Here is a 20292-nt window from a genome sequence, read left to right as displayed (position 1 = left end):
GGCGTGCGCGGGGCCCGCTCACCTCCCCGATCGTAGGCGCCGTCCCCAGCCGCCCCCCGGCGCTCGAGCGGCTCAGCCCAGGGCCGTGGCGAGCCGGCGGACGATCTCGCGCAGCCGCTCCGGCGACGTCGCGATGTTGAGCCGCACGTGCCCGGCCAGGCCGGGGTGGTAGTCGTGCCCCGGCGCCACGCGCACCCGCCCGCGCTCCAGTGCGATGGCTGCCGGGTCGTCATGGCCGTAGGCGCGCAGGTCGAGCCAGGCCAGGTACGTCGCCTCCAGCGGGCGCATCCGCGCGCGCGGCAGGTGCTCGGCCAACAGCGCGCCGAGCAGGGTGCGCTGCCCGTCGAGCCGCTCCAGCAGCGCCGCGAGCCAGGCGTCGCCCTGCTCGTAGGCCGCCACCGCGGCGACCTCCCCGAGCGGCGACCACGAGTCGTTGCGCGCGATCGGCACGCCCGCCAGCCGCGCGGCCGTCGCCGGGTCGTCGACGACCACCTGGGCGCAGCGCAGCCCCGCGGTGTTGAACGTCTTCGACGCCGCCACCACCGCGACGGCGTGCTCCCCGGCCCCCTCCAGGGAGAGGTAGGGCACGTGCTCGGCCCCCGGCAGCACCAGCGGCGCGTGGATCTCGTCGCTGACCACCCGTCCGCCGTGCCGGGTCACCACGTCGCGCACGCCCTCGAGCTCGGCGCGGGTGTAGACCTGCCCGCACGGGTTGTGCGGCTGGGTCAGCAGCAGCGTGGAGGCGCCGTCGGCGAACATCCGGTCCAGCCGGTCCAGGTCGATCGTGACCCGCTCGGCGTCCGGCTCGACCGGCAGGTCCCACCGCTCGCGGCCGCAGACCTCGGGCAGCCCCAGCTGCGGGGCGTACGCCGGCAGCGGCAGCACCACCGCGCCCGGCCCGCTCAGCACGTCGATCGCGAGCCGCACGCCCGCCGTGACGTCGACGGTCGGGAGCACCTGCGTCGGGTCGACCCGCCAGCCGAAGTGCCGCGCCGCGAACCCGGCGTACGCCCGGCCCAGCGCGCCGCCCCCCGGCTCGAACGAGGGGTAGCCGGTCATGCCGGCCGCGACCGCCTCGGCGACCGCGTCGGCGACCGCCGGGGCCAGCGCGTAGTCCATCTCCGCGACCCACGCGGGCAGCACGTCCTCGGGCACCTGACCCCACTTGTGGACGAGCGCGCGGCGGGCCTCGGTGTCGCTCAGGTCACGGATCACCGCTTCATTGAACAGGTCGGCGCCCGAACTCCCTACGATGCGGGTCATGCGCTCGCGTCGTGCCACCCTCGCCGCCCCCGTCCTGCTCACCGCCCTCGCGACGGGCCTCGCCACCGCGTGCGCCCCGGTCGAGGACGAGGGGTCCGACACGGCCGCCGACACCTCCGCCGACACCTCGGGTGCCGCGTCGCCGGACGCCGACCCGGCCGCGTGCGTCGAGGGCGCCCCGCTGGTCCAGGACGGCCGGCTGACCATCGGCACCGACTCCCCGGCCTTCGAGCCGTGGTTCGTCGACAACGACCCCACCAACGGGGAGGGCTACGAGGCGGCGGTGGCCTACGCGGTCGCCGAGGAGCTCGGCTTCTCCGAGGACCAGGTGGCGTGGGTGACGGTGCCGTTCAACTCCTCCTACGCCCCGGGTGCGAAGAAGTTCGACTTCGACATCAACCAGATCTCGATCACCCCGGACCGGGCGAAGGTCGTGGACTTCTCCGAGGGCTACTACCAGGCCTCGCAGGCCGTGATCACCCTCGAGGACTCCCCGCTCGCCGGCCTCTCCAGCATCGCCGACCTCGCCGACCACAAGCTCGGCGCGCAGACCGGCACCACCTCGCTGACCGCCATCCGCGACGTCATCGAGCCCGACGAGGACCCGCTGGTCTTCGAGGACACCAACGCCGCCAAGCAGGCGCTCAAGAACGGCCAGGTCGAGGCGATCCTCGCCGACCTGCCCACCGCGTTCTACATCTCCGCCGTCGAGATCCCCGGCAGCACGATCATCGGGCAGTTCCAGCCCGAGACCGGCGAGCAGGAGGAGTTCGGGATGCTCTTCGAGAAGGGCAACCCGCTGCGCGAGTGCGTCGACGCGGCGCTGGCGAACCTGCGCGAGGACGGCACGCTCGCCGAGATCGAGCAGCAGTGGCTCTCCGACACCGTCAGCGTGCCGACGCTTGACTGAGACCCCGGCGCCGGGCTGGACGCCGAGCCTGCGCGAGCTGGAACGGCGGTCCTACCGGCGCCGGCGGCGGATCCGCTCGCAGCTGATCGCGACCGGCCTGGTCGTGCTCGTGCTGGTCGCGCTCGTCGTGGCCGTCCGGTCCTCCCCGGGGTGGCCGAACGTCCGCGAGCTGTTCTTCTCCTGGGAGCACGCCCGCGACGCCTTCCCCGCGATCGCGGCGGGGTTCTGGCTCAACGTGAAGCTGTTCCTCATCTGCGAGGTCCTCATCCTCGCCCTGGGCCTGCTGGTGGCGCTGGCCCGCGTCGCCCGCTCGCCGTGGCTGGCGCCGATCCGGGTGCTGGCCGTCGTCTACACCGACCTGCTCCGCGGCGTCCCGACCCTGCTGCTCGTGCTGATGCTCGGCTTCGGCATGCCCGCCCTCGGCCTCCAGGGCGTCCCGATCAGCGGCACCTTCTGGGCCGGGGTCGCGCTGGTGCTCTCCTACAGCGCCTACGTCGCCGAGGTCTTCCGCGCCGGCATCGACTCCGTGCACCCCTCGCAGGTCGCCTCCGCGCAGGCCCTCGGCCTCAGCCGGCCGCAGGCGCTGCGCCACGTCGTGGTGCCCCAGGCCGTCCGCCGGGTCGTCCCGCCGCTGCTCAACGACTTCGTCTCGCTCCAGAAGGACACCGCCCTGGTCTCCGCCGTCGCCGTCTTCGACGCGGTCTTCGCCGCGCGCGACTACGCGGCGTACAACTTCAACTACACGCCGTACGTCGTCGTCGCGGCGTTCTTCGTCGTGCTCACCGTGCCGCTGGCCCGTCTCACCGACTGGCTGCAGCGGCGCTGGCTGGCGCGGGAGAGGGCCGGCCAGCTGTGAACGCTCCCCCTTCGACGGCGCTGCTGGAGGTCCGCGGCCTGCGCAAGACCTACGGCGACCGGGTCGTCCTGGACTCCGTCGACCTCGACGTCGCGGCCCACGACGTGGTCTGCCTGATCGGCTCCTCCGGCTCCGGCAAGTCCACGCTGCTGCGCTGCCTGGACCTGCTCGAGGAGGTCGACGACGGCACGGTCCGGCTCGCGGGCCACGAGATCACCGACCCCGCCGTCGACCCGCGCGAGGTCCGCAAGCGGGTGGGGATGGTCTTCCAGGCCTACAACCTCTTCCCGCACCTCACCGTCCTCGACAACTGCACGCTCTCCCCGCGGCGCGTGCACGGGCTCTCCAAGGCCGAGGCGGAGGCGCGGGCCCACGAGCTGCTCGCGCAGTTCGGCCTCGCCGAGCACGCCGGCAAGCACCCCGACCGCCTCTCCGGCGGCCAGCAGCAGCGGGTCGCGCTCGTCCGCGCGCTGTGCACCCGCCCCGAGCTGCTGCTGCTCGACGAGATCACCGCCGCCCTCGACCCCGAGCTGGTCGGCGAGGTGCTCACCATCGTCCGCGACCTCGCCCTCGCCGGCACCACGATGATCCTGGCCACCCACGAGATGGCCTTCGCCCGCGAGGTCGCCACGAAGGTCTGCTTCCTCCACGAGGGCCGGATCCTCGAGCAGGGCCCGCCCGCGCAGCTCTTCACCGCCCCGCGCGAGGAGCGGACCCGCCAGTTCCTCGCCCGCGTCCTCCCTTCCGCTGGTTGAGCAGCGAAGGCGGCGCCCCGCTGGTTGAGCAGCGAAGGCCGCCAAGGCCTGAGCGTGTCGAAACCCGGTGAGCCGACCGCGGCCTCGGGGACGCCCGTCGAGACCCGGTGGCCGTGGTTTGCGGCCCCTGCGTCCGTCACCGGGTTTCGACACGGTCGGCGCTGGGGCGCCTCCCTGCTCAACCAGCGGCGACCGGCGCTGGGGCGCCTCCCTGCTCAACCAGCGGCGACCGGCGCTGGCGCGCCTCCCTGCTCAACCAGCGGCGGCCTGGCGCTGGGGCGCCTCCCTGCTCAACCGGCGGCAACCCCTCGCAACCGTGACAGTAGTTCTGTCATGATCCGACCCATGACTGAGAGCACGAGCACGGGCATCGAGCTGGGCCAGGGGACCGGACCGCTCCGCGGGGTCAAGGTCGTGGAGATCGCGGGGATCGGCCCCGGGCCGCACGCGTGCATGCTGCTGGCCGACCTCGGCGCGGACGTGATCCGGGTCGAGCGCCCCGGGGGCCAGCTGCTCGCCGGCGGCGCGCACAACCTGCTCAACCGCGGCCGGCCGAGCGTCGCGCTGGACCTGAAGAACCCCGAGGCCCGCGCGACCGTGCTGGAGCTGGTCGAGCAGGCCGACGTGCTCGTCGAGGGGATGCGCCCCGGCGTGATGGAGCGTCTCGGCCTGGGCCCCGAGGACTGCGCCGCGGTCAACGAGCGGCTCGTCTACGGCCGGATGACCGGCTGGGGCCAGGACGGCCCGCTCGCCCAGGCCGCCGGCCACGACATGAACTACATCGCGATCACCGGCACCCTCTTCGGCCTCGGCCAGGACAAGGCCAAGCCGCACTTCCCGAGCAACCTCGTCGGCGACTTCGGCGGCGGGTCGACGTACCTCGTCATCGGCATCCTCGCCGCACTGCTCGAGGCCAAGGTCAGCGGGAAGGGCCAGACCGTCGACGCCGCGATCGTCGACGGCACCGCGAGCCTCAACGCGATGACCGCGGCCTTCCTCGCCGGCGGGCAGTTCACCGAGGAGCGCGCCGCCAACCTCCTCGACGGCGGCGCCCCGTTCTACGACGTCTACGAGACCTCCGACGGCCGGCACATGTCGGTCGGCTCGCTGGAGCCGCAGTTCTTCGCCCAGCTCGTCTCGCTGCTCGGCGTCGAGGACCGCTGCCCGGGCCAGTTCGAGATGGAGCGCTGGGAGGAGATGCGCGCGCTGTTCACCGAGACGTTCAAGCAGCGCACCCAGGCGGACTGGGTCGAGGTCTTCGAGGGAACCGATGCCTGCGTGGCCGGCATCATCCCGATCAGCGAGGCAGCGGAGCACCCGCACATGGCCGCGCGCGGCGTCTTCGTCACCAAGGACGACCTGCTCCAGCCCACGCCGGCGCCCCGCTTCAGCCGGACCGAGGCGACCCTGTCGCTGCCGCCGTCGCGCGAGGCCGGCGAGCACACCCGCGCCGCGCTGTGCGCGTGGGGCGTCGCCGACGTCGACGGGCTGATCGAGCGCGGAGTGGCGGTGCAGGTCTGAACCGCCCGCTCCTCTTCATCGGGACCCGGGCGGAGGACGCCGCCGCCGACGGGGAGTACGACGCCGTCCTGCTCGCCACGGGCCTCGACGAGCGCGACGTACGCCGCGTGCGGCTCGAGCAGCAGCCGCTGGCCGAGGCCCTGGGTGGCCCGCTCGACCTCGCCGACTGGTCCGGCATCGTGCTGGGCGGCGGGCCGTTCAACGTCAGCGACCCGCCCGGGGCGAAGTCGGAGGTCCAGCGGCGCGTCGAGGCCGAGCTCGGCGAGCTGTGCGAGCGGGTGGTCGCCGCGGACCACCCGTTCCTCGGCTGCTGCTACGGCATCGGCACCCTCGGGGTGCTGCGCGGCGGCGTGGTCGACCGGACCTTCGGCGAGCCGATCGGCGCCGTCGAGATCACGCTGAGCGACGAAGGGCGGGCCGATCCGCTCACCGGCGTGCTGCCCGCGAGCTTCGCGGCGTACCTCGGCCACAAGGAGGCCGTCGCCCGCCTGCCCGACGGTGCCGTCCTGCTCGCCTCCTCGGCGACCTGTCCGGTGCAGGCCTTCCGCCTCGGGCGCCACGTCTACGCCACGCAGTTCCACCCCGAGCTCGACGTCGAGGGGTTGTGCCTGCGCATCGACGTCTACGAGCACCACGGCTACTTCGAGCCGGGTGGGGCCGAGGCGCTCAAGGCGCTGGCCCGCGCCGCGAGCGTCACCGAGCCGGCGCGGCTGCTCGCCCGCTTCGCCGAGCTCTACGCCCCGTGATCGCCCGGTGACCGCCCAGGGATCGCCCGGTGAGGCGCATCACACTCGACTCCTGTTGAACATCTGTCAATAATGACCGGGTGAGCACTCCCGAGCGCGCCCCCGAGCCCACGCCCGAGCACCTGGACGTCATCGTCATCGGCGCCGGCCTGTCCGGCATCGGCGCGGCCTGCCGGCTGCGTGAGGAGCACCCCGGCCGCAGCCTGGCGCTGCTCGAGATGCGCGAGGTCAGCGGCGGGACGTGGGACCTGTTCCGCTACCCCGGCATCCGCTCGGACTCCGACATGTTCACCTTCGGCTACCGCTGGCGGCCCTGGCCGAGCGACACCGCGCTCGCCGACGGCCAGCTGATCCTCGACTACCTGCGGACCGTCGCCGAGGAGCGCGGCGTGGACCGGCTGATCCGCTACCAGCACAAGGTGCTCGGGGCGGCCTGGGACTCCGCGGCCTCCCGCTGGACGGTCCGCGTCGGGACGCCCGAGGGAGAGCGGACGTTCACCACCGACCTGCTGTGGAGCTGCGCGGGCTACTACGACTACGAGTCGGGCCACTCCCCGGTCTTCCCCGGTCAGGAGCGGTACGCCGGCCGGCTGGTCCACCCGCAGCAGTGGCCCGAGGACCTCGACACGACCGGCAAGCGGGTCGTCGTCATCGGCAGCGGCGCCACCGCGGTCACGCTCGTCCCGGCGCTGGCCGGCACGGCCGAGCACGTCACGATGCTCCAGCGCTCGCCGACGTACATCCTCTCCCGGCCGGGCCGCGACCCGTGGGCCAAGGCGATGGCCAAGCTGCCGGCCCGGATCAGCTATCCGCTCGTGCGTTGGAAGAACATCCTGCTCGCGATCGGCACCTACAAGCTGGCGAAGAGCCGGCCGACGGTGGTCAAGGGCGTCGTGCGCGCCGGGGTGAAGCGCCAGCTGCCCGAGCACGTCGACGTCGACACGCACTTCAAGCCGTCGTACGACCCGTGGGACCAGCGCCTCTGCTTCGTCCCGGACGGCGACCTGTTCAAGGTGCTGCGCCGCGGCGAGGCCTCGATCGTGACCGCGGCCATCGACACCTTCACCGAGACCGGCATCCGGCTCGACGACGGCACCGAGCTCGAGGCCGACGTCGTCGTGAGCGCCACCGGGCTCAAGCTGCTGCCGTTCGGGGGCATCCCGCTCGAGGTCGACGGCCGCCCCGTGGAGCTCTCGGAGACGATGTCGTACAAGGCGCTGATGCTCAGCGGCATCCCGAACTTCGTCTACACGATCGGCTACACCAACGCCTCCTGGACGCTCAAGGCCGACCTCGTCGCCGACTACGTCTGCCGGATGCTGCGCCACCTCGACGAGACCGGGAAGCGCTCCTTCGTCGCCGACCGGGACCCGGCGGTCGGCGAGCGCCCGTTCCTCGACTTCTCCTCCGGCTACGTCCAGCGGGCGCTCGACGGACTGCCCCGCCAGGGCGACCGGGCGCCGTGGAAGCTCGACCAGAACTACCTGACCGACGTCCGCACGATCCGCCGCGACGCGATCGACGACGGCGTCCTGACCTTCCGCTGAGAACCTCCTGAGACCCGTTTCCCACCCCCGTCCGGGGGTCACCGGGGGCCCGTACGCCACCGCACGACCACAGGAGGTCAGACATGGGACTGGGCGACAAGATCAGCAACAAGGCCGAGGAGCTCGGCGGCAAGGGCAAGGAGACCGCCGGCGACGCGACCGGCGACGACGAGCTCAAGGCCGAGGGCAAGGCCGACCAGACGTCGGCCAACCTCAAGAACGCCGGCGAGAAGGTCAAGGACGCCGCGAGCGACGTCAAGGACGGGCTCACCAAGTAGCCGTTCCGGAGTCGCCGTGCGCGGCGGCTCCCCTGTTCCCGCTCGGGCGGGAGAGCCATGTCACCCCGCGTCGATGGGGTGATCCGCGGGCCGCATCCCTACAGTGGGGGATGCGGCCCGTTCCAGTCCCGCCCCGGAGCCGTTCTTTTCTGCGTTGAGCACTGATTCTCAGGTCAGCTCCGCGCCGTCCCATGGCGAGACAACCGCCACGAGACGGATCTGTCACCCCTTCATGCCTGCCTTCACCACCCTCGGCGTCCCCGCCGACCTCACCGCCGTCCTCGCGGACCGCGGCATCACCGAGCCCACCCCGATCCAGGCCAAGACGCTGCCGGACTCCCTCGCGGGTCGCGACGTCCTGGGCCGCGGCCGCACCGGCTCCGGCAAGACCTACGCCTTCCTCCTCCCGCTCGTCGCCCGCCTGGCCGCCTCCGGCCGCCCGGCGACGGCCCGCAAGCCGCGCGCCCTCGTGCTGGCCCCGACCCGCGAGCTCGTCGGCCAGATCGAGGAGGCGCTCAAGCCGCTGGCCGACGCTGCCGGCCTGACCACGATGACCGTCTTCGGCGGCGTCGGGCAGAACCCCCAGGTCCGCAGCCTCCGCTCCGGCGTCGACATCCTGCTGGCCTGCCCCGGCCGGCTCGAGGACCTCATCGGCCAGGGTCACTGCGACCTCGGCGCCGTCGAGGTCACCGTGCTCGACGAGGCCGACCACATGGCCGACCTCGGGTTCCTCCCGGCCGTACGTCGCCTGCTGGACGCCACCCCCTCGCGCGGGCAGCGCCTGCTGTTCTCGGCCACGCTCGACAAGGCCATCGACGTGCTGGTCAAGCGGTTCCTCCACGAGCCGGTCGTCCACCAGGCCGACTCGGCCCAGTCGCCGGTCTCCGCGATGGACCACCACGTGCTGCACCTCAACCGCGAGCACCGCCTCCCGGTGCTGGTCGACCTGGCCAGCGCGCCGGGCCGCACGGTCGTCTTCACCCGCACCAAGCACGGCGCGAAGGCGCTGACCCGCCAGCTGAACAAGTCCGGCGTGCCCACCGTCGAGCTGCACGGCAACCTCAGCCAGAACGCCCGCACGCGCAACATGGAGGCGTTCCACACCGGCAAGGCCAGCACGCTGGTCGCCACCGACATCGCCGCCCGCGGCATCCACGTCGACGACGTGACGCTGGTCGTCCACGCCGACCCGCCGGCCGAGCACAAGGCCTACCTGCACCGCTCGGGCCGCACCGCCCGCGCCGGTGCCGCCGGCACCGTCGTGACGCTGATGACCGACGAGCAGGTCCGCGACGTCCGCGACCTGACCCGCGCGGCCGGCATCAAGCCGACCATCACCCGCATGGCCACGGCGACCGACCCGGTGCTCGTCTCGCTCGCCCCCGGTGAGCGGTCGACCATCCCCGGTGGCCTCGTCGTCGAGGCCCCCGCCCCGACCGCCGGCGCCCGCAGCGGCGGCGGCTCGGCCCGCTCGGGCTCCGGCTCCGGCGCGCCTCGCCGCTCCTCCCGCGGCGGCCGCGGTCGCTCCGGCGGCCCCGGTGGCCAGGGTGGCCAGTCCTCCACCGGCGGCCAGGCGAAGGCGGGCGGCAGCAAGCCGGCCGGCTCCGGCCAGGGTCGCGGGCGTCGTACCGGTGGTGCCTCGTCCGGCGGCGCGGCCGCCGGTGGCAGCCGCCACACCGCCGCGTCGTTCAGCACCGGCCGCCGCTGACGCTCGACCGTCTCCCGGACGGGCTGGTCGCGGCTGAGCGCCGCGACCAGCCGTCCGTAGGGTCGGTGTGGTGAGCACCGTCCAGACCTGGCTGCGCCGAGCGCTGTGGGACGTCGTCCCGCGCGACCACCGCCAGACCGCCGCCGCCCTGCGGCGGCGGCAGGTGGTGACGGTCGCGGTCGTCGTCATCGGCGCGGTCGTGCTCGGCCTCTCGCTGCGCATCGACCCGGGCAGCGGCTGGTTCTACCTCTCCACCGCGGCCCTGGCCGGCGTCTGGACGGTCGGCGCGTTCGCGTCCGGCCCGCTCCACCTCGGCCGGATCGCCTGGCGCGACGGGCTCGCCCGCCCGATCGTCACCCCGGTCCTGCTCGGCGCAGCGATCGTCGGGGTGTTCGTGCTCGGCGGGCTGGTGATCCGCGAGATCCCGTTCCTCCAGCAGCAGGTCAGCTCGGTCCTCGACTACGCCGACCAGGGCTCGCTGCCGCTGCTGGTGGTGATCACCGCCGTCAACGGCATCGCCGAGGAGCTGTTCTTCCGCGGCGCGGCGTACGCCGCCATCCCGCACCGCCCGGTCCTGTGGACGACCGTCGCCTACGTCGTCGCCACCGCCGCGACCGGCAACGTGATGCTCGCCTTCGCCGCGATCCTCCTCGGCGTGGTCGTCGGCCTCGAGCGGCGCGCCTCTGGCGGCATCCTCGCGCCGATCCTCACCCACTGCACCTGGTCGCTCTCGATGCTGCTCGTCCTGCCGCCGATCATCGGCTGAGCGGCTCGACGTTTCATCGGCCGGCCGATGAACCTCCCGGTTGGACGATGAAGTTCCATCGGCCCACCGACAGTTCTAGCGGCCGGCCGATGAAACATCCGCCGGCCGCGACCTCGCCGCTACCGCCGGGACGCCTCCCGGTCCTCGGCGAGGGCGGCCTCGACGGCCTCGATGTAGGTGAGCGGCTCACCGGGGACGAGGTCGCGGATGGCGGGGTCGGTGACGACGACCTCGTTGCCCATCGACTCGATCAGGTTCGCGGCGGTGGTGGCGTCGACGCCGGTGACCAGCTTGATCCAGTACTGCGACAGGACCGGCGTGCCGAACGGCACGTGCACGATCGGCAGTCGGCGCCCGTGCATGACCGCACCGGCCTGGGCGAGCATGTCGGCGTACGTCAGCTGGTCGGCGCCGCCGACCTCGAAGACCCGGCCGAGCGCCTCGGGCACGTCGACGACACCGGCGAGGTAGCGCACGACGTCGGCGATCGCGATCGGCTGGGTGCGGGTGGAAGCCCAGCGGGGGACGATCATCGCGGGCAGGTTCTTCACCAGCCGCCGGGTCATCTCCCAGGAGATCCCGCCGGAGCCGACGACGATCGCGGCCCGCAGGACCGTCACCGGCACGCCGGCCTCGCCGAGCAGCTGCTCGACCTCGCGGCGGGAGCGGAGGTGGGCCGAGAGCGCCTCGCCCTCGGCGCCGAGCCCGCCGAGGTAGACGACCTGCCGGACGCCGCTCGCGGCCGCGGCGAGCCCGAAGCCCCGGGCCGCGTCGGCGTCCTTGCGCTCGAAGTCGCCGTCGTCGAGGGAGTGCACGAGGTAGATCGCCACGTCCACGTCCTCGAGCGCCTCGGCGAGCGAGCCCGGGTCGTGGACGTCGCCGAAGACCGGCTTCCCGGGGCCGTCGTAGGTGTCGGGGTGACGCGTCATCGCCTTCACCGTGTGCCCGCGCTCGAGCAGCTCGGGGACGAGCCGGGCGCCGACGAAGCCGGTCGCGCCCGTGACCAGGACGGTGCTCATGGGCCCACCCTAGGGACGGGCCCCTAGGACTCCCGGCTCGCGCGGGCGGCGATCCGGGCCCGGCGGTCCTCGTCCATCGCGGACTCGTAGGCCGCGACCAGGCTGGCGATCGAGAGCGGCTTGAGCCGCTCGACGACCTGCTGGATCCGCTCGGGCGGTGCGCCGGCCTCCTTGTACGCCGGCCACACCATGGTCCGGAACAGCTCGTTGAGCTCCTGGGCGATCTGCCGGCCGTGCGCGGCGTACACCTGGCCCGCGGCGACGGCGGCCTCGGTGGGGAACCCGAGGTCGAGCAGCCCGAGCCCCACCGGCAGCTGGGAGACGGCCACCTCGAACCGGCCGCGCCGCGGGCTGCGCACGATGCCCAGCGCCTCCAGCGTGGCGAGCTCCTCCTCGTCCAGCGCCCGGCCCGCCCGGCGCTCGAGCCCGGCGCGCGACATCTCCTCGGGCACCTCGGCCTGCCAGGGGGCGAGCATCGCCCGGTGCAGCGCGATGTCCTCGGGGGCGGCGTCGTCGGGGATCCCGGCGAGGTACTTCTCGATGGCGGCGAGGGTGAACCCGTGGCCCTGGAGCTCGCGCACCAGCTCCAGCCGGGCGACGTGGTCGGAGGTGTAGTAGCCGCTGCGGCCGCGCCGGATCGGCGGCGGCACCAGGCCCTTGGTCGTGTAGAAGCGCACGTTGCGCACGCTCATGCCGACCCGGCTCGTGAGCTCGTCGAGCGTGAGCAGCTCGCGGGCGGCCTCCACCCGATCCTCCGTCTGCGTCACGTCCACTCCTCCCGTGAGCCAGACCACAAGGGACCCGCCCTTGACCGTGACACCAATAGTGTCACAATCGAGGCACCACCATCACAACGCACCACTGACGCTAGGACGGTCATGGCAGAAGCATTCGTGTACGACCACATTCGTACGCCGCGTGGCAAGGGCAAGGCGGCCGGCTCGCTGCACGAGGTCAAGCCCGTCGACCTCGTGGTCGGCCTGCTGGACGAGATCAAGGACCGCAACCCCTCCCTGGACCCGGCGCGCGTCGACGACGTCGTGCTCGGTGTCGTCTCGCCGGTCGGCGACCAGGGCGGCGACATCGCCAAGACGGCCGCGCTCGCGGCCGGCTACCCCGACACGGTCGCGGGCGTGCAGCTCAACCGCTTCTGCGCCTCCGGTCTCGAGGCCGTCAACCAGGCCGCCGGCCGCGTCCGCTCCGGCTTCGAGGACCTGATCCTCGCCGGCGGCGTGGAGTCGATGAGCCGCGTGCCGATGGGCTCCGACGGCGGTGCCTGGGCCTCCGACCCGGCCACCGCGCTGAAGACCGGCTTCGTGCCCCAGGGCATCGGCGCCGACCTGATCGCCACCATCGAGGGCTTCAGCCGCGAGGACGTCGACGCGTTCGCCGCGGAGTCCCACCACCGCGCCGCGAAGGCCTGGGCCAACGGCTACTTCTCCGACGCCGTCCTCCCGGTCCGCGACCAGAGCGGCCTGGTCATCCTGGACCGCGACGAGCAGATCCGCCCCGACACCAGCGTCGAGAGCCTCTCGGGCCTCAAGCCGTCCTTCGCCCAGATCGGTGCCGACGCCGGCTTCGACGACGTGGCGCTGGAGAAGTACCACTGGGTCGAGAAGATCAACCACGTCCACCACGCCGGCAACTCCTCCGGCATCGTCGACGGCGCCGCGATCATGGCGATCGGCAGCGAGCAGGTCGGCACCGAGCTCGGCCTCACGCCCCGCGCGCGCATCATCTCCACCGCCGTCTCCGGTGCGGACCCGACGATCATGCTCACCGGCCCGGCGCCGGCGGCCCGCAAGGCGCTCGCCAAGGCCGGCCTCGAGGTCGGGGACATCGACCTGTTCGAGATCAACGAGGCGTTCGCCGCGGTCGCGCTGCGCTTCATGCGCGACATGGGCATCAACGACGAGATCACCAACGTCAACGGCGGCGCGATCGCGATGGGCCACCCGCTCGGCGCGACCGGCGCGATCATCCTCGGCACGCTCATCGACGAGCTCAAGCGCCGCGACCTGCGCCGCGGCCTCGCCACGCTCTGCGTCGGCGGCGGCATGGGGATCGCGACGATCGTGGAGGTGGTGTGACGGCGGAGCCGTCCACACCACTGATCTCGATCGTCGCGATCGATGCTGGTCGAGCAAGCGGCGCGGCTGAGGAACGAAGCCGCGACCCGCGTGTCGAGACCCCGCGAGCCGAGCGCGCACCGCAACCACTGACTCTTCGACGTACCGAACAGGACCCCGAATGACCACGAGCACCACCGAGCAGACCGCTGTCCGCTACGAGCGCGACGCGGACGGGATCGTCACCCTGACCCTCGACGACCCGAACCAGTCGGCGAACACGATGAACGAGCTCTACATCTCCTCGATGCGGGACGCCGTCGAGCGCCTGTACGCCGAGGAGGCCGACGTCACCGGCGTCGTCGTGGCGAGCGCCAAGAAGACCTTCTTCGCCGGCGGCGACCTGAAGAAGATGGTCACCGCCACCCGTGAGGACGCCGCCGACGTCTTCGCGATGGCCGAGGGCGTCAAGGCCGCCCTCCGCAAGCTCGAGCTCTTCCCGAAGCCGGTCGTGGCCGCGATCAACGGCGCCGCCCTCGGCGGTGGCCTCGAGATCTGCCTGGCCACCAACCACCGCATCGCCGTGGACTCCTCCTCGGTGATCGTGGGCCTGCCCGAGGTCAGCCTCGGCCTGCTCCCCGGCGGCGGCGGCGTGACCCGCATCGTGCGGATGTTCGGCCTGCAGGAGGGCCTGATGGGCTTCCTGCTCGAGGGCAAGCAGTTCAAGGCCGCCCAGGCCAAGGAGAAGGGCCTGGTCGACGAGCTGGTCGCCACCCGCGAGGAGCTCGTCCCGGCCGCGAAGGCCTGGATCAAGGCCAACCCCGAGGCCAGCAAGAACCCGTGGGACGCCCCCGGCTACAAGATGCCCGGCGGCTCCCCGAAGTCCCCGGCGCTGGCCGGCTTCCTCCCGGCGTTCCCCGCCCTGCTGCGCAAGCAGACCAAGGGCGCGGTCTACCCGGCCGCCCGCGCGATCCTGTCCGCGGCCGTCGAGGGCGCCCAGGTCGACTTCGACACCGCCTCGCGGATCGAGTCGCGCTACCTGACCAACCTCGTGGTCAACCAGGGCTCGAAGAACATGATCCAGGCGTTCTTCACCGACCTGCAGGCCATCAAGTCCGGCTCGCTCCGCCCGCAGGGCATCGAGCCGTGGAAGGCCACCAAGGTCGGCGTCCTCGGCGCCGGCATGATGGGCGCGGGCATCGCCTACGTGTGCGCCCGGGCCGGCATGGAGGTCGTGCTCAAGGACGTCTCGGCCGAGAACGCCGCCAAGGGCAAGGCCTACTCGGAGAAGATCAACGCCAAGGCCGTCTCCCGCGGGAAGCTCACCGAGGAGAAGTCCGCCGAGATGCTCGGCCGGATCCTCGCCACCGGTGACCCCGCGGACCTGGCCGGCTGCGACCTGGTCATCGAGGCCGTCTTCGAGGACCCGGCGCTCAAGGCGAAGGTCTTCGCCGAGGTGGCGCCGTACGTCAACGACGACGCGCTGCTGTGCTCCAACACCTCGACGCTCCCGATCACCGAGCTCGCCGAGGGCGTGGACCGGCCCAAGGACTTCATCGGCCTGCACTTCTTCAGCCCCGTCGACAAGATGCCGCTGGTCGAGATCATCAAGGGCGCCGAGACCTCCGACGTCGCCCTGGCCAAGGCCTACGACGTGGTCCAGCAGATCAAGAAGACCCCGATCGTCGTCAACGACAGCCGCGGCTTCTACACCTCGCGGGTCATCGGCTTCATGGTCAACGAGGGCATGGCGATGCTCGCCGAGGGCGTCCAGCCCTGGACGATCGAGCGCGCGACCACCCAGGCCGGCTACCCGGCCCCGGTGCTCCAGCTCTCCGACGAGCTCAACCTCGAGCTGATGGACAAGATCGCCAAGGCCACCCGGGCCGCCGCCGAGCGCGACGGCCTCGACCTGGCCGAGCACCCGGGCACCGCCGTCGTCGGCCGGATGCTCGAGGCGGGCCGTCCGGGCCGCCTGCGCGGCGCCGGCTTCTACGAGTACGACGAGTCCGGCAAGCGCCAGACCCTGTGGTCGGGCCTGGGCGAGCTGTTCCCGCTCGCCGAGGAGCAGCCCCCGATCCAGGACTGCAAGGACCGGATGCTCTTCGCCGAGGCGCTCGAGACCGCGAAGTGCTTCGAGGAGGGCGTCATCACCTCGGCGGCCGCCGCGAACATCGGCTCGATCATGGGCATCGGCTTCCCCCCGATGACCGGTGGTGCCGCGCAGTTCATGACCGGCTACGAGGGCACTGACGGCGAGATCGGCCTCGCGGCGTTCGTCAAGCGTGCCGACGAGCTGGCCGAGAAGTACGGCGACCGGTTCCGCCCGACGCAGTACCTCCGCGACCTCGCCGCCTCCGGCGGGTCCTTCCCCGCCTGATCCTGGTGGGGCCCGCGTGAGCGGGGTGCAGGGGTCACCGGTTCACCGGTGACCCCTGCACTTGTCGGGGGGCGAGCTCAATCGGTCTTAGCAACGGTCATGCTGCTGCCGGGTTGGCGAGCAGTTCGGCCAGCGCTTGGGCTGGGGTTTTGAGGTCGAGGGTAGGCCGGGGACGGCGGTTGAGGGTGGCGGCGATCCGGGCGAGGTCGTCGGCGGTGTGGAGTGAGAGGTCGGTGCCCTTCTCGAGCCAGAACCGCAGCAGCCGGTTGGTGTTCTCGTTCGTGCCGCGTTGCCAGGGCGAGTGGGGGTCGCAGAAGAAGACCGGCATCTCGAGGCGAGCCTCGACGTCGCGGTAGTTGGCCAGCTCAGATCCGCGGTCCCAGGTCAGGGATCGCCGCAGGTGGATCGGTAGCTGGCTCATCTCGCGGATCATCGCCTCGGCGACCGAAGCGGCGTCATGGCGGCCGGGCAGGTGCAGCAGGATCACGAACCGGGTGGACCGCTCGACCAGGGTGCCGACCGCCGAGCGGTTGCCGGCTCCCAAGATCAGGTCGCCTTCCCAGTGCCCGGGGACCGCGCGGTCGGCTGCTTCGGCGGGCCGCTGGCTGATCGTGAACGCCTCCCGGTACAGCGACTTCCCGCGTCCGTCGACCGCGCCGTGGGGCTTGCGGGTGCGCCGCTTGGTCAGCAGTTGCGCGGCGAGGTCCTTGCGCAGGCTGCCGCGGGTCTGGACGTACAGCGCCCGGTAGATCGTCTCGTGCGACACACGGTCCATGATCATGTGCGGGTGCTGGTGGCGCAGCATGGCCGCGATCAGCCCCGGGGACCAGCCCTCGTCCATCCAGGCCTCGATCCGACGACACAGGCCGCGGTTCACGACCAGCTTGAAGTCCTTGGGCCGGCGGCGGCGCTCGTGCGCGGCCCGGTGCGCGACCGGCGCCCAGTACGAGCCGTCCGGGCCGCGGTTGCGGGCCACCTCACGCCACACCACGGACTTGTCGCGCCCGATCATCGCCCCGATCTGCGCATACGAGCACTTGCACATCAGCCCGACCGCGATCGCGGAGCGGTCCTCGCTGGTCAACGGCCGCCGCTGCCGGCCTGGTTCGTCGGGGCCCTGGGCGCCGGGTACACCCGGGGCGGCGGTACCGGGAAGGCCACCCACAGCGCCGTACTGGATCACGGGAGTCACAAGCCCCGAGGATCGCCACCAGCTGGTCGCAGCATCAGCCGACACCCCGACAACCTCCGCGGCTCTCTGCAAAGAGAACCCACCACAGACCAACTCGAAGAACTCATCACGCGTCTCGTACGAGAACAACTTCGGCAACGCCACACTCCCATCGGTCAGCGTTGCTTAGACCGATTGAGCTCGCCGGGCAGATCTCCCCTGAGAAGTGCAGGGGTCCCCTGAGAAGTACGCCGCCCGGGTCGCCCGGGCGACCCGGGCGACCCGGGCGACCCGGGCGGCCCGGGCGGCGCGGGCGACCCGGGCGACCCGGGCGACCCGGTCGGCGCGGTCGTCGCTGGTCGGCCCGGTCGTCCGATCGGCCGGTCCGCGGGACGCCTGCGGGTGGTTCGCCCGCGAACCGGTGGCCCCGGCGCGCCGGCGCGGGGAGGATGGCTCGGTGACCCCTCCCCCCAGCGGCCACCCCGTCGAGGTGCGCGACCTGCACGTCCGCTTCGGCGAGGTCGAGGCCGTGACCGGCGTGGACCTCCTCGCCGAGGCCGGCCAGGCGACCGCGCTGCTCGGGCGCAACGGCGCCGGCAAGTCCACGACGATGCGGGTGCTGGCCGGCGTGGTGCCGCCGACCTCCGGCGCCGCGACCGTGGCCGGCCACGACGTACGCCGCGACCCGCTGGCGGTCAAGCGCGCGGTCGGCTACTGCCCCGACGTCGGCGGGCTCGTGCCCCGGGCCACCCCCTGGGAGCACCTGCAGGTCTCGGCCCGCCTGCGCCGGCTGCACCGCACCGACCCGGCCTGGGAGCAGCGCGCCCGCGACCTGCTCGAGCGCTTCGAGCTCGGCGACGTCGCCCACCGGGTGACCGCCGGCTTCTCCCACGGCATGGGCCGGCGGCTCTCGGTCGTGCTCGCGGTGCTCCACGAGCCGCAGGTGCTGCTGCTCGACGAGCCCTTCGACGGCGTCGACCCGATCGGCGTCGAGGCGACGATGGCCGCCATCGACGACGCCCGCGCGCGCGGCGCGTGCGTCCTGGTCTCCACCCACCTGCGCGAGCTCGCCGTCGAGGCGTGCAGCACCGTCACCGTGCTGCGCGGCGGCGCCCGCGTCGCCACCGCCACCGCGACCGAGATGGCCGGCGAGGAGGGCGCGCGTGCCTACCGCGGCCTCCTGGACTAGCCGCTCGGCCCGCAGCGCAACAGACCGCTGGGCCGAGGCGCACCGCGCGGTCGCGGACGTCGGCCACCTGCTGCGCTTCCGCGCCGCGACGGTACGTCGACGGGGCACCGCCGCGTGGCTGCTGCTCGGCTTCGCGGCGCTGACGACCGCGGCGGCGGTCGTGCCGGCGTACACCCCCGGCGCCGGCGGCGAGGGACGCGCCTTCGACCTGCTGGTGCTGCTGCCGACCGCGCTCGCCGGCTTCCTCGGCCTGGCGATCGTCTCGGCGGTCGCCTCGGGCGGCGGCCGCGAGCTCGTCGCCCGCGACGCGGCGGCCGTGCTGCCGCTCAGCCCGACCACCGACCACCTCGGCGCGCTCGCGCTCGCCCCGCTCAACATCGCCTGGCTGCTCCAGGCCTGGCTCCTCCTCGGCACGACCGCCTACGCCCTCGGCCCCTCCGGCCTGCTCGCCGCGCAGGTCGTCGTGCTGCTCTGGCTGGCCGCCGCGACCGCGGTCGCGCAGGTCGTCGCCTGGACCTTCGAGGGCGTGCGCCGCGGCCACCACGGCATCGCCGGCGTCCGGCTGCTGACCCTCACCCTGCTCGGGCTGGCGCTCGGCCTCCAGCTGGCCGACGCGCTGGTCTCCGTGCTCGACCAGCTCCCGACGCGGCGGGTCGTGCTGGGAATGATCGCCGGCTTCGGGGGGACCTGGGCCGCAACGGTCGCCGCGCTGCTCGTCCTCCTGCTCGCCGCGATCGCTCTGGGCGCCGTGCCCGCCCACATCGCCGCGCGCCGTACCCCGCGTGACGAGGCGCGCGTCGAGTCCGGCCGGTACGTCGCCGGCCGGCTGCCCGGCTCGGACCTGCTCGCCCTGGTGCGCACCGACCGCGGGTCGGTGTGGCGCGCGGTGCCGATGCGCCGCGGCATCGCGGTGCTGGCGATCGGGCCGGGCGCGGTCGCGCTGCTCGGCGGGCTGCCGTGGGAGACGATGACCGTGCTGCCCGGCCTCGTCGCCTCCGGCGGGGCGCTGCTCTTCGGGGTCAACGCCTGGTGCCTCGACGCCCGCGGCGGGTTGTGGCGCGAGAGCCTGCCGGTCGCGCCGGGGACGGTGTTCGCGGCCCGGGCGTGGGTGCTGACCGAGTTCCTCCTCGCGGCCTCGGCGGTGACGGTCCTGCTGGCGGCCGTCCGCGCCGGCGTCCCGTCGGTCGCCGAGCTCACCGCCCTGGTCTGCACGGTCGTGGTGGTCACCGTGCAGGTCGTCGCGGCCGGCATGCGCTGGTCGGCCCAGCGCCCCTACGCCGTCGACCTCCGCTCGGCCCGCGCCACGCCCGCCCCACCGCTGACGATGGTCGGCTACTCCACCCGCCTCGCGGTCTCCACGACGCTCACCGGCCTGGTCTTCTCCGGCCTGGCCCGGGTGCCGGCGTGGGAGGTCTCCGTGCTGGTCGCCGTGCCGTTCCTGTGCTGGTCGCTGACCCGGCTCGTCCGCGCCCACGCCCGCTGGGTCGACCCCGTCGATCGGGCCCGCGTGGTGATGACCGTCGCGGGCTGACCCGCAGGTCAGCGCGGGTCGGCCTGGGCGGAGCACTCGGCCTGGGCGTCGGTGAGGGCGGCGACCTCGGGGGTGCGCCAGTCACCGGAGAGCATGCCGACGACGGCGGCGCGGACGGCGTCCTCGTCGAGCTCCGCGCGCAGGCACGCGGCGTACTCGCGCCAGTCGACCGCGCCCTTGGTGAAGGCGACCTGGGCGCGGGCGGACTCCTCGACGAAGTCCATGCAGGAGAACATCGCGTCCACCCAGGTCTCGGCGAGGTCCGGCTCGAGCTCGGGGGAGGTGGCGGCGACCTGGCCGCCGACGACCACGCCGGCCTCCTCGAGCTCCGCGGTGGAGACCCGGTCGAGCAGGGCGTCGGCGAAGCACTCGCCGTTGCGGGTGTCCTCCTCGCCGGGGCGGTCGCCGGCGTAGAGGGCGGCGAGCCCGGCCCGGACCTCGGGAGCGGCGGAGGCGTCCGAGGAGCGAGTAGCGCCCGAGGAGCCGGGAGTCGCGGAGTCTCCGCTGCACCCGGTGAGGAGCAGGGCGAGCAGAGGGACGGCGAGGACTGTGCGCGGCACCCGATGAGTCTCCCACCCCCGTC

The 20292-nt window shown here is 73.2% G+C and carries 18 protein-coding genes; 13 read left to right on the top strand and 5 right to left on the bottom strand.

Annotation, left to right across the window (positions count from 1 at the left end):
* Positions 1–72: 72 nt before the first annotated feature.
* Positions 73–1263 (bottom strand): MalY/PatB family protein, encoded by a 1191-nt coding sequence (locus tag HPC71_RS20295; protein ID WP_154617509.1) that lies wholly within the window; start codon positions 1261–1263, stop codon positions 73–75.
* Here HPC71_RS20295 and HPC71_RS20290 point away from each other — a divergent pair.
* From HPC71_RS20290 to HPC71_RS20250, 9 genes are all read left to right on the top strand, one after another.
* Entirely contained in the window at positions 1262–2173 is a 912-nt protein-coding gene (locus HPC71_RS20290; protein WP_154612440.1) for an ABC transporter substrate-binding protein, read from the top strand. The two genes, HPC71_RS20295 and HPC71_RS20290, sit on opposite strands and share 2 nt — an antisense overlap.
* Entirely contained in the window at positions 2166–3029 is an 864-nt protein-coding gene (locus HPC71_RS20285; protein WP_154617512.1) for an amino acid ABC transporter permease, read from the top strand. The genes HPC71_RS20290 and HPC71_RS20285 overlap by 8 nt, the downstream gene beginning before the upstream one ends.
* Complete coding sequence (locus HPC71_RS20280; RefSeq protein ID WP_171897113.1) at positions 3026–3784, top strand: amino acid ABC transporter ATP-binding protein; 759 nt, start codon at positions 3026–3028, stop codon at positions 3782–3784. The genes HPC71_RS20285 and HPC71_RS20280 overlap by 4 nt, the downstream gene beginning before the upstream one ends.
* 345 nt (positions 3785–4129) lie before the next feature.
* Positions 4130–5305: a CaiB/BaiF CoA transferase family protein gene (locus tag HPC71_RS20275; RefSeq protein WP_154617514.1), complete on the top strand. Its 1176-nt coding sequence runs from the start codon at positions 4130–4132 to the stop codon at positions 5303–5305.
* Positions 5248–6051, top strand: a complete 804-nt coding sequence (locus HPC71_RS20270; protein WP_253943822.1) for a glutamine amidotransferase — start codon at positions 5248–5250, stop codon at positions 6049–6051. Before HPC71_RS20275 ends, HPC71_RS20270 begins: the two co-directional genes overlap by 58 nt.
* A gap of 80 nt (positions 6052–6131) precedes the next feature.
* Positions 6132–7598, top strand: a complete 1467-nt coding sequence (locus HPC71_RS20265; RefSeq protein ID WP_171897112.1) for a flavin-containing monooxygenase — start codon at positions 6132–6134, stop codon at positions 7596–7598.
* Positions 7599–7681: 83 nt separating this feature from the next.
* Positions 7682–7876, top strand: a complete 195-nt coding sequence (locus tag HPC71_RS20260) for a CsbD family protein (protein WP_154612443.1) — start codon at positions 7682–7684, stop codon at positions 7874–7876.
* Between the two features lie 232 nt (positions 7877–8108).
* Entirely contained in the window at positions 8109–9584 is a 1476-nt protein-coding gene (locus HPC71_RS20255; protein WP_154617516.1) for a DEAD/DEAH box helicase, read from the top strand.
* A 70-nt stretch (positions 9585–9654) separates the two neighbouring features.
* Positions 9655–10350, top strand: coding sequence for a CPBP family intramembrane glutamic endopeptidase (locus tag HPC71_RS20250; RefSeq protein ID WP_216656486.1), 696 nt, complete (start codon positions 9655–9657; stop codon positions 10348–10350).
* 119 nt (positions 10351–10469) lie between these two features.
* Here HPC71_RS20250 and HPC71_RS20245 read toward each other — a convergent pair whose 3' ends face one another.
* On the bottom strand, positions 10470–11369 hold the full coding sequence (locus tag HPC71_RS20245) for an NAD(P)H-binding protein (RefSeq protein ID WP_154612445.1): 900 nt from the start codon (positions 11367–11369) through the stop codon (positions 10470–10472).
* Between the two features lie 23 nt (positions 11370–11392).
* Positions 11393–12136: a MerR family transcriptional regulator gene (locus HPC71_RS20240; RefSeq protein WP_253943821.1), complete on the bottom strand. Its 744-nt coding sequence runs from the start codon at positions 12134–12136 to the stop codon at positions 11393–11395.
* A 111-nt stretch (positions 12137–12247) separates the two neighbouring features.
* On the opposite strand from HPC71_RS20240, the gene HPC71_RS20235 reads away from it, so the two are divergent.
* Both HPC71_RS20235 and HPC71_RS20230 read left to right on the top strand, forming a co-directional pair.
* The gene (locus HPC71_RS20235) at positions 12248–13459 is read left to right on the top strand and encodes an acetyl-CoA C-acetyltransferase (RefSeq protein ID WP_154612446.1); all 1212 of its coding nucleotides are present in this window, start codon (positions 12248–12250) and stop codon (positions 13457–13459) included.
* A 160-nt stretch (positions 13460–13619) separates the two neighbouring features.
* Positions 13620–15818, top strand: a complete 2199-nt coding sequence (locus HPC71_RS20230) for a 3-hydroxyacyl-CoA dehydrogenase NAD-binding domain-containing protein (protein ID WP_154612447.1) — start codon at positions 13620–13622, stop codon at positions 15816–15818.
* A gap of 97 nt (positions 15819–15915) precedes the next feature.
* Here HPC71_RS20230 and HPC71_RS20225 read toward each other — a convergent pair whose 3' ends face one another.
* Positions 15916–17148, bottom strand: a complete 1233-nt coding sequence (locus HPC71_RS20225) for an IS30 family transposase (RefSeq protein WP_154617528.1) — start codon at positions 17146–17148, stop codon at positions 15916–15918.
* A 298-nt stretch (positions 17149–17446) separates the two neighbouring features.
* Here HPC71_RS20225 and HPC71_RS20215 point away from each other — a divergent pair, with 298 nt between their 5' ends.
* Both HPC71_RS20215 and HPC71_RS20210 read left to right on the top strand, forming a co-directional pair.
* Positions 17447–18178 (top strand): ABC transporter ATP-binding protein, encoded by a 732-nt coding sequence (locus HPC71_RS20215; RefSeq protein ID WP_171897110.1) that lies wholly within the window; start codon positions 17447–17449, stop codon positions 18176–18178.
* Entirely contained in the window at positions 18153–19709 is a 1557-nt protein-coding gene (locus HPC71_RS20210; RefSeq protein WP_154616544.1) for a hypothetical protein, read from the top strand. Before HPC71_RS20215 ends, HPC71_RS20210 begins: the two co-directional genes overlap by 26 nt.
* 8 nt (positions 19710–19717) lie before the next feature.
* Here HPC71_RS20210 and HPC71_RS20205 read toward each other — a convergent pair whose 3' ends face one another.
* A complete protein-coding gene (locus HPC71_RS20205; protein ID WP_154616545.1) occupies positions 19718–20269 on the bottom strand; it encodes a hypothetical protein in 552 nt (183 codons plus the stop codon).
* Positions 20270–20292 lie beyond the last annotated feature (23 nt).

It is taken from the genome of Nocardioides marmotae (genome assembly GCF_013177455.1).
Classification (GTDB): Bacteria; Actinomycetota; Actinomycetes; order Propionibacteriales; family Nocardioidaceae; genus Nocardioides; species Nocardioides marmotae.
This window is presented reverse-complemented; position numbering and strand designations above follow the sequence as displayed.

Excerpts from the sequence above, each read along its gene's own strand:
- HPC71_RS20290 (WP_154612440.1), top strand. The coding sequence starts at position 1,262 with ATGCGCTCGCGTCGTGCCACCCTCGCCGCCCCCGTCCTGCTCACCGCC.
- HPC71_RS20295 (WP_154617509.1), bottom strand. The coding sequence starts at position 1,263 with ATGACCCGCATCGTAGGGAGTTCGGGCGCCGACCTGTTCAATGAAGCG.
- HPC71_RS20275 (WP_154617514.1), top strand. The coding sequence starts at position 4,130 with ATGACTGAGAGCACGAGCACGGGCATCGAGCTGGGCCAGGGGACCGGA.
- HPC71_RS20260 (WP_154612443.1), top strand. The coding sequence starts at position 7,682 with ATGGGACTGGGCGACAAGATCAGCAACAAGGCCGAGGAGCTCGGCGGC.
- HPC71_RS20255 (WP_154617516.1), top strand. The coding sequence starts at position 8,109 with ATGCCTGCCTTCACCACCCTCGGCGTCCCCGCCGACCTCACCGCCGTC.
- HPC71_RS20245 (WP_154612445.1), bottom strand. The coding sequence starts at position 11,369 with ATGAGCACCGTCCTGGTCACGGGCGCGACCGGCTTCGTCGGCGCCCGG.
- HPC71_RS20235 (WP_154612446.1), top strand. The coding sequence starts at position 12,248 with ATGGCAGAAGCATTCGTGTACGACCACATTCGTACGCCGCGTGGCAAG.
- HPC71_RS20230 (WP_154612447.1), top strand. The coding sequence starts at position 13,620 with ATGACCACGAGCACCACCGAGCAGACCGCTGTCCGCTACGAGCGCGAC.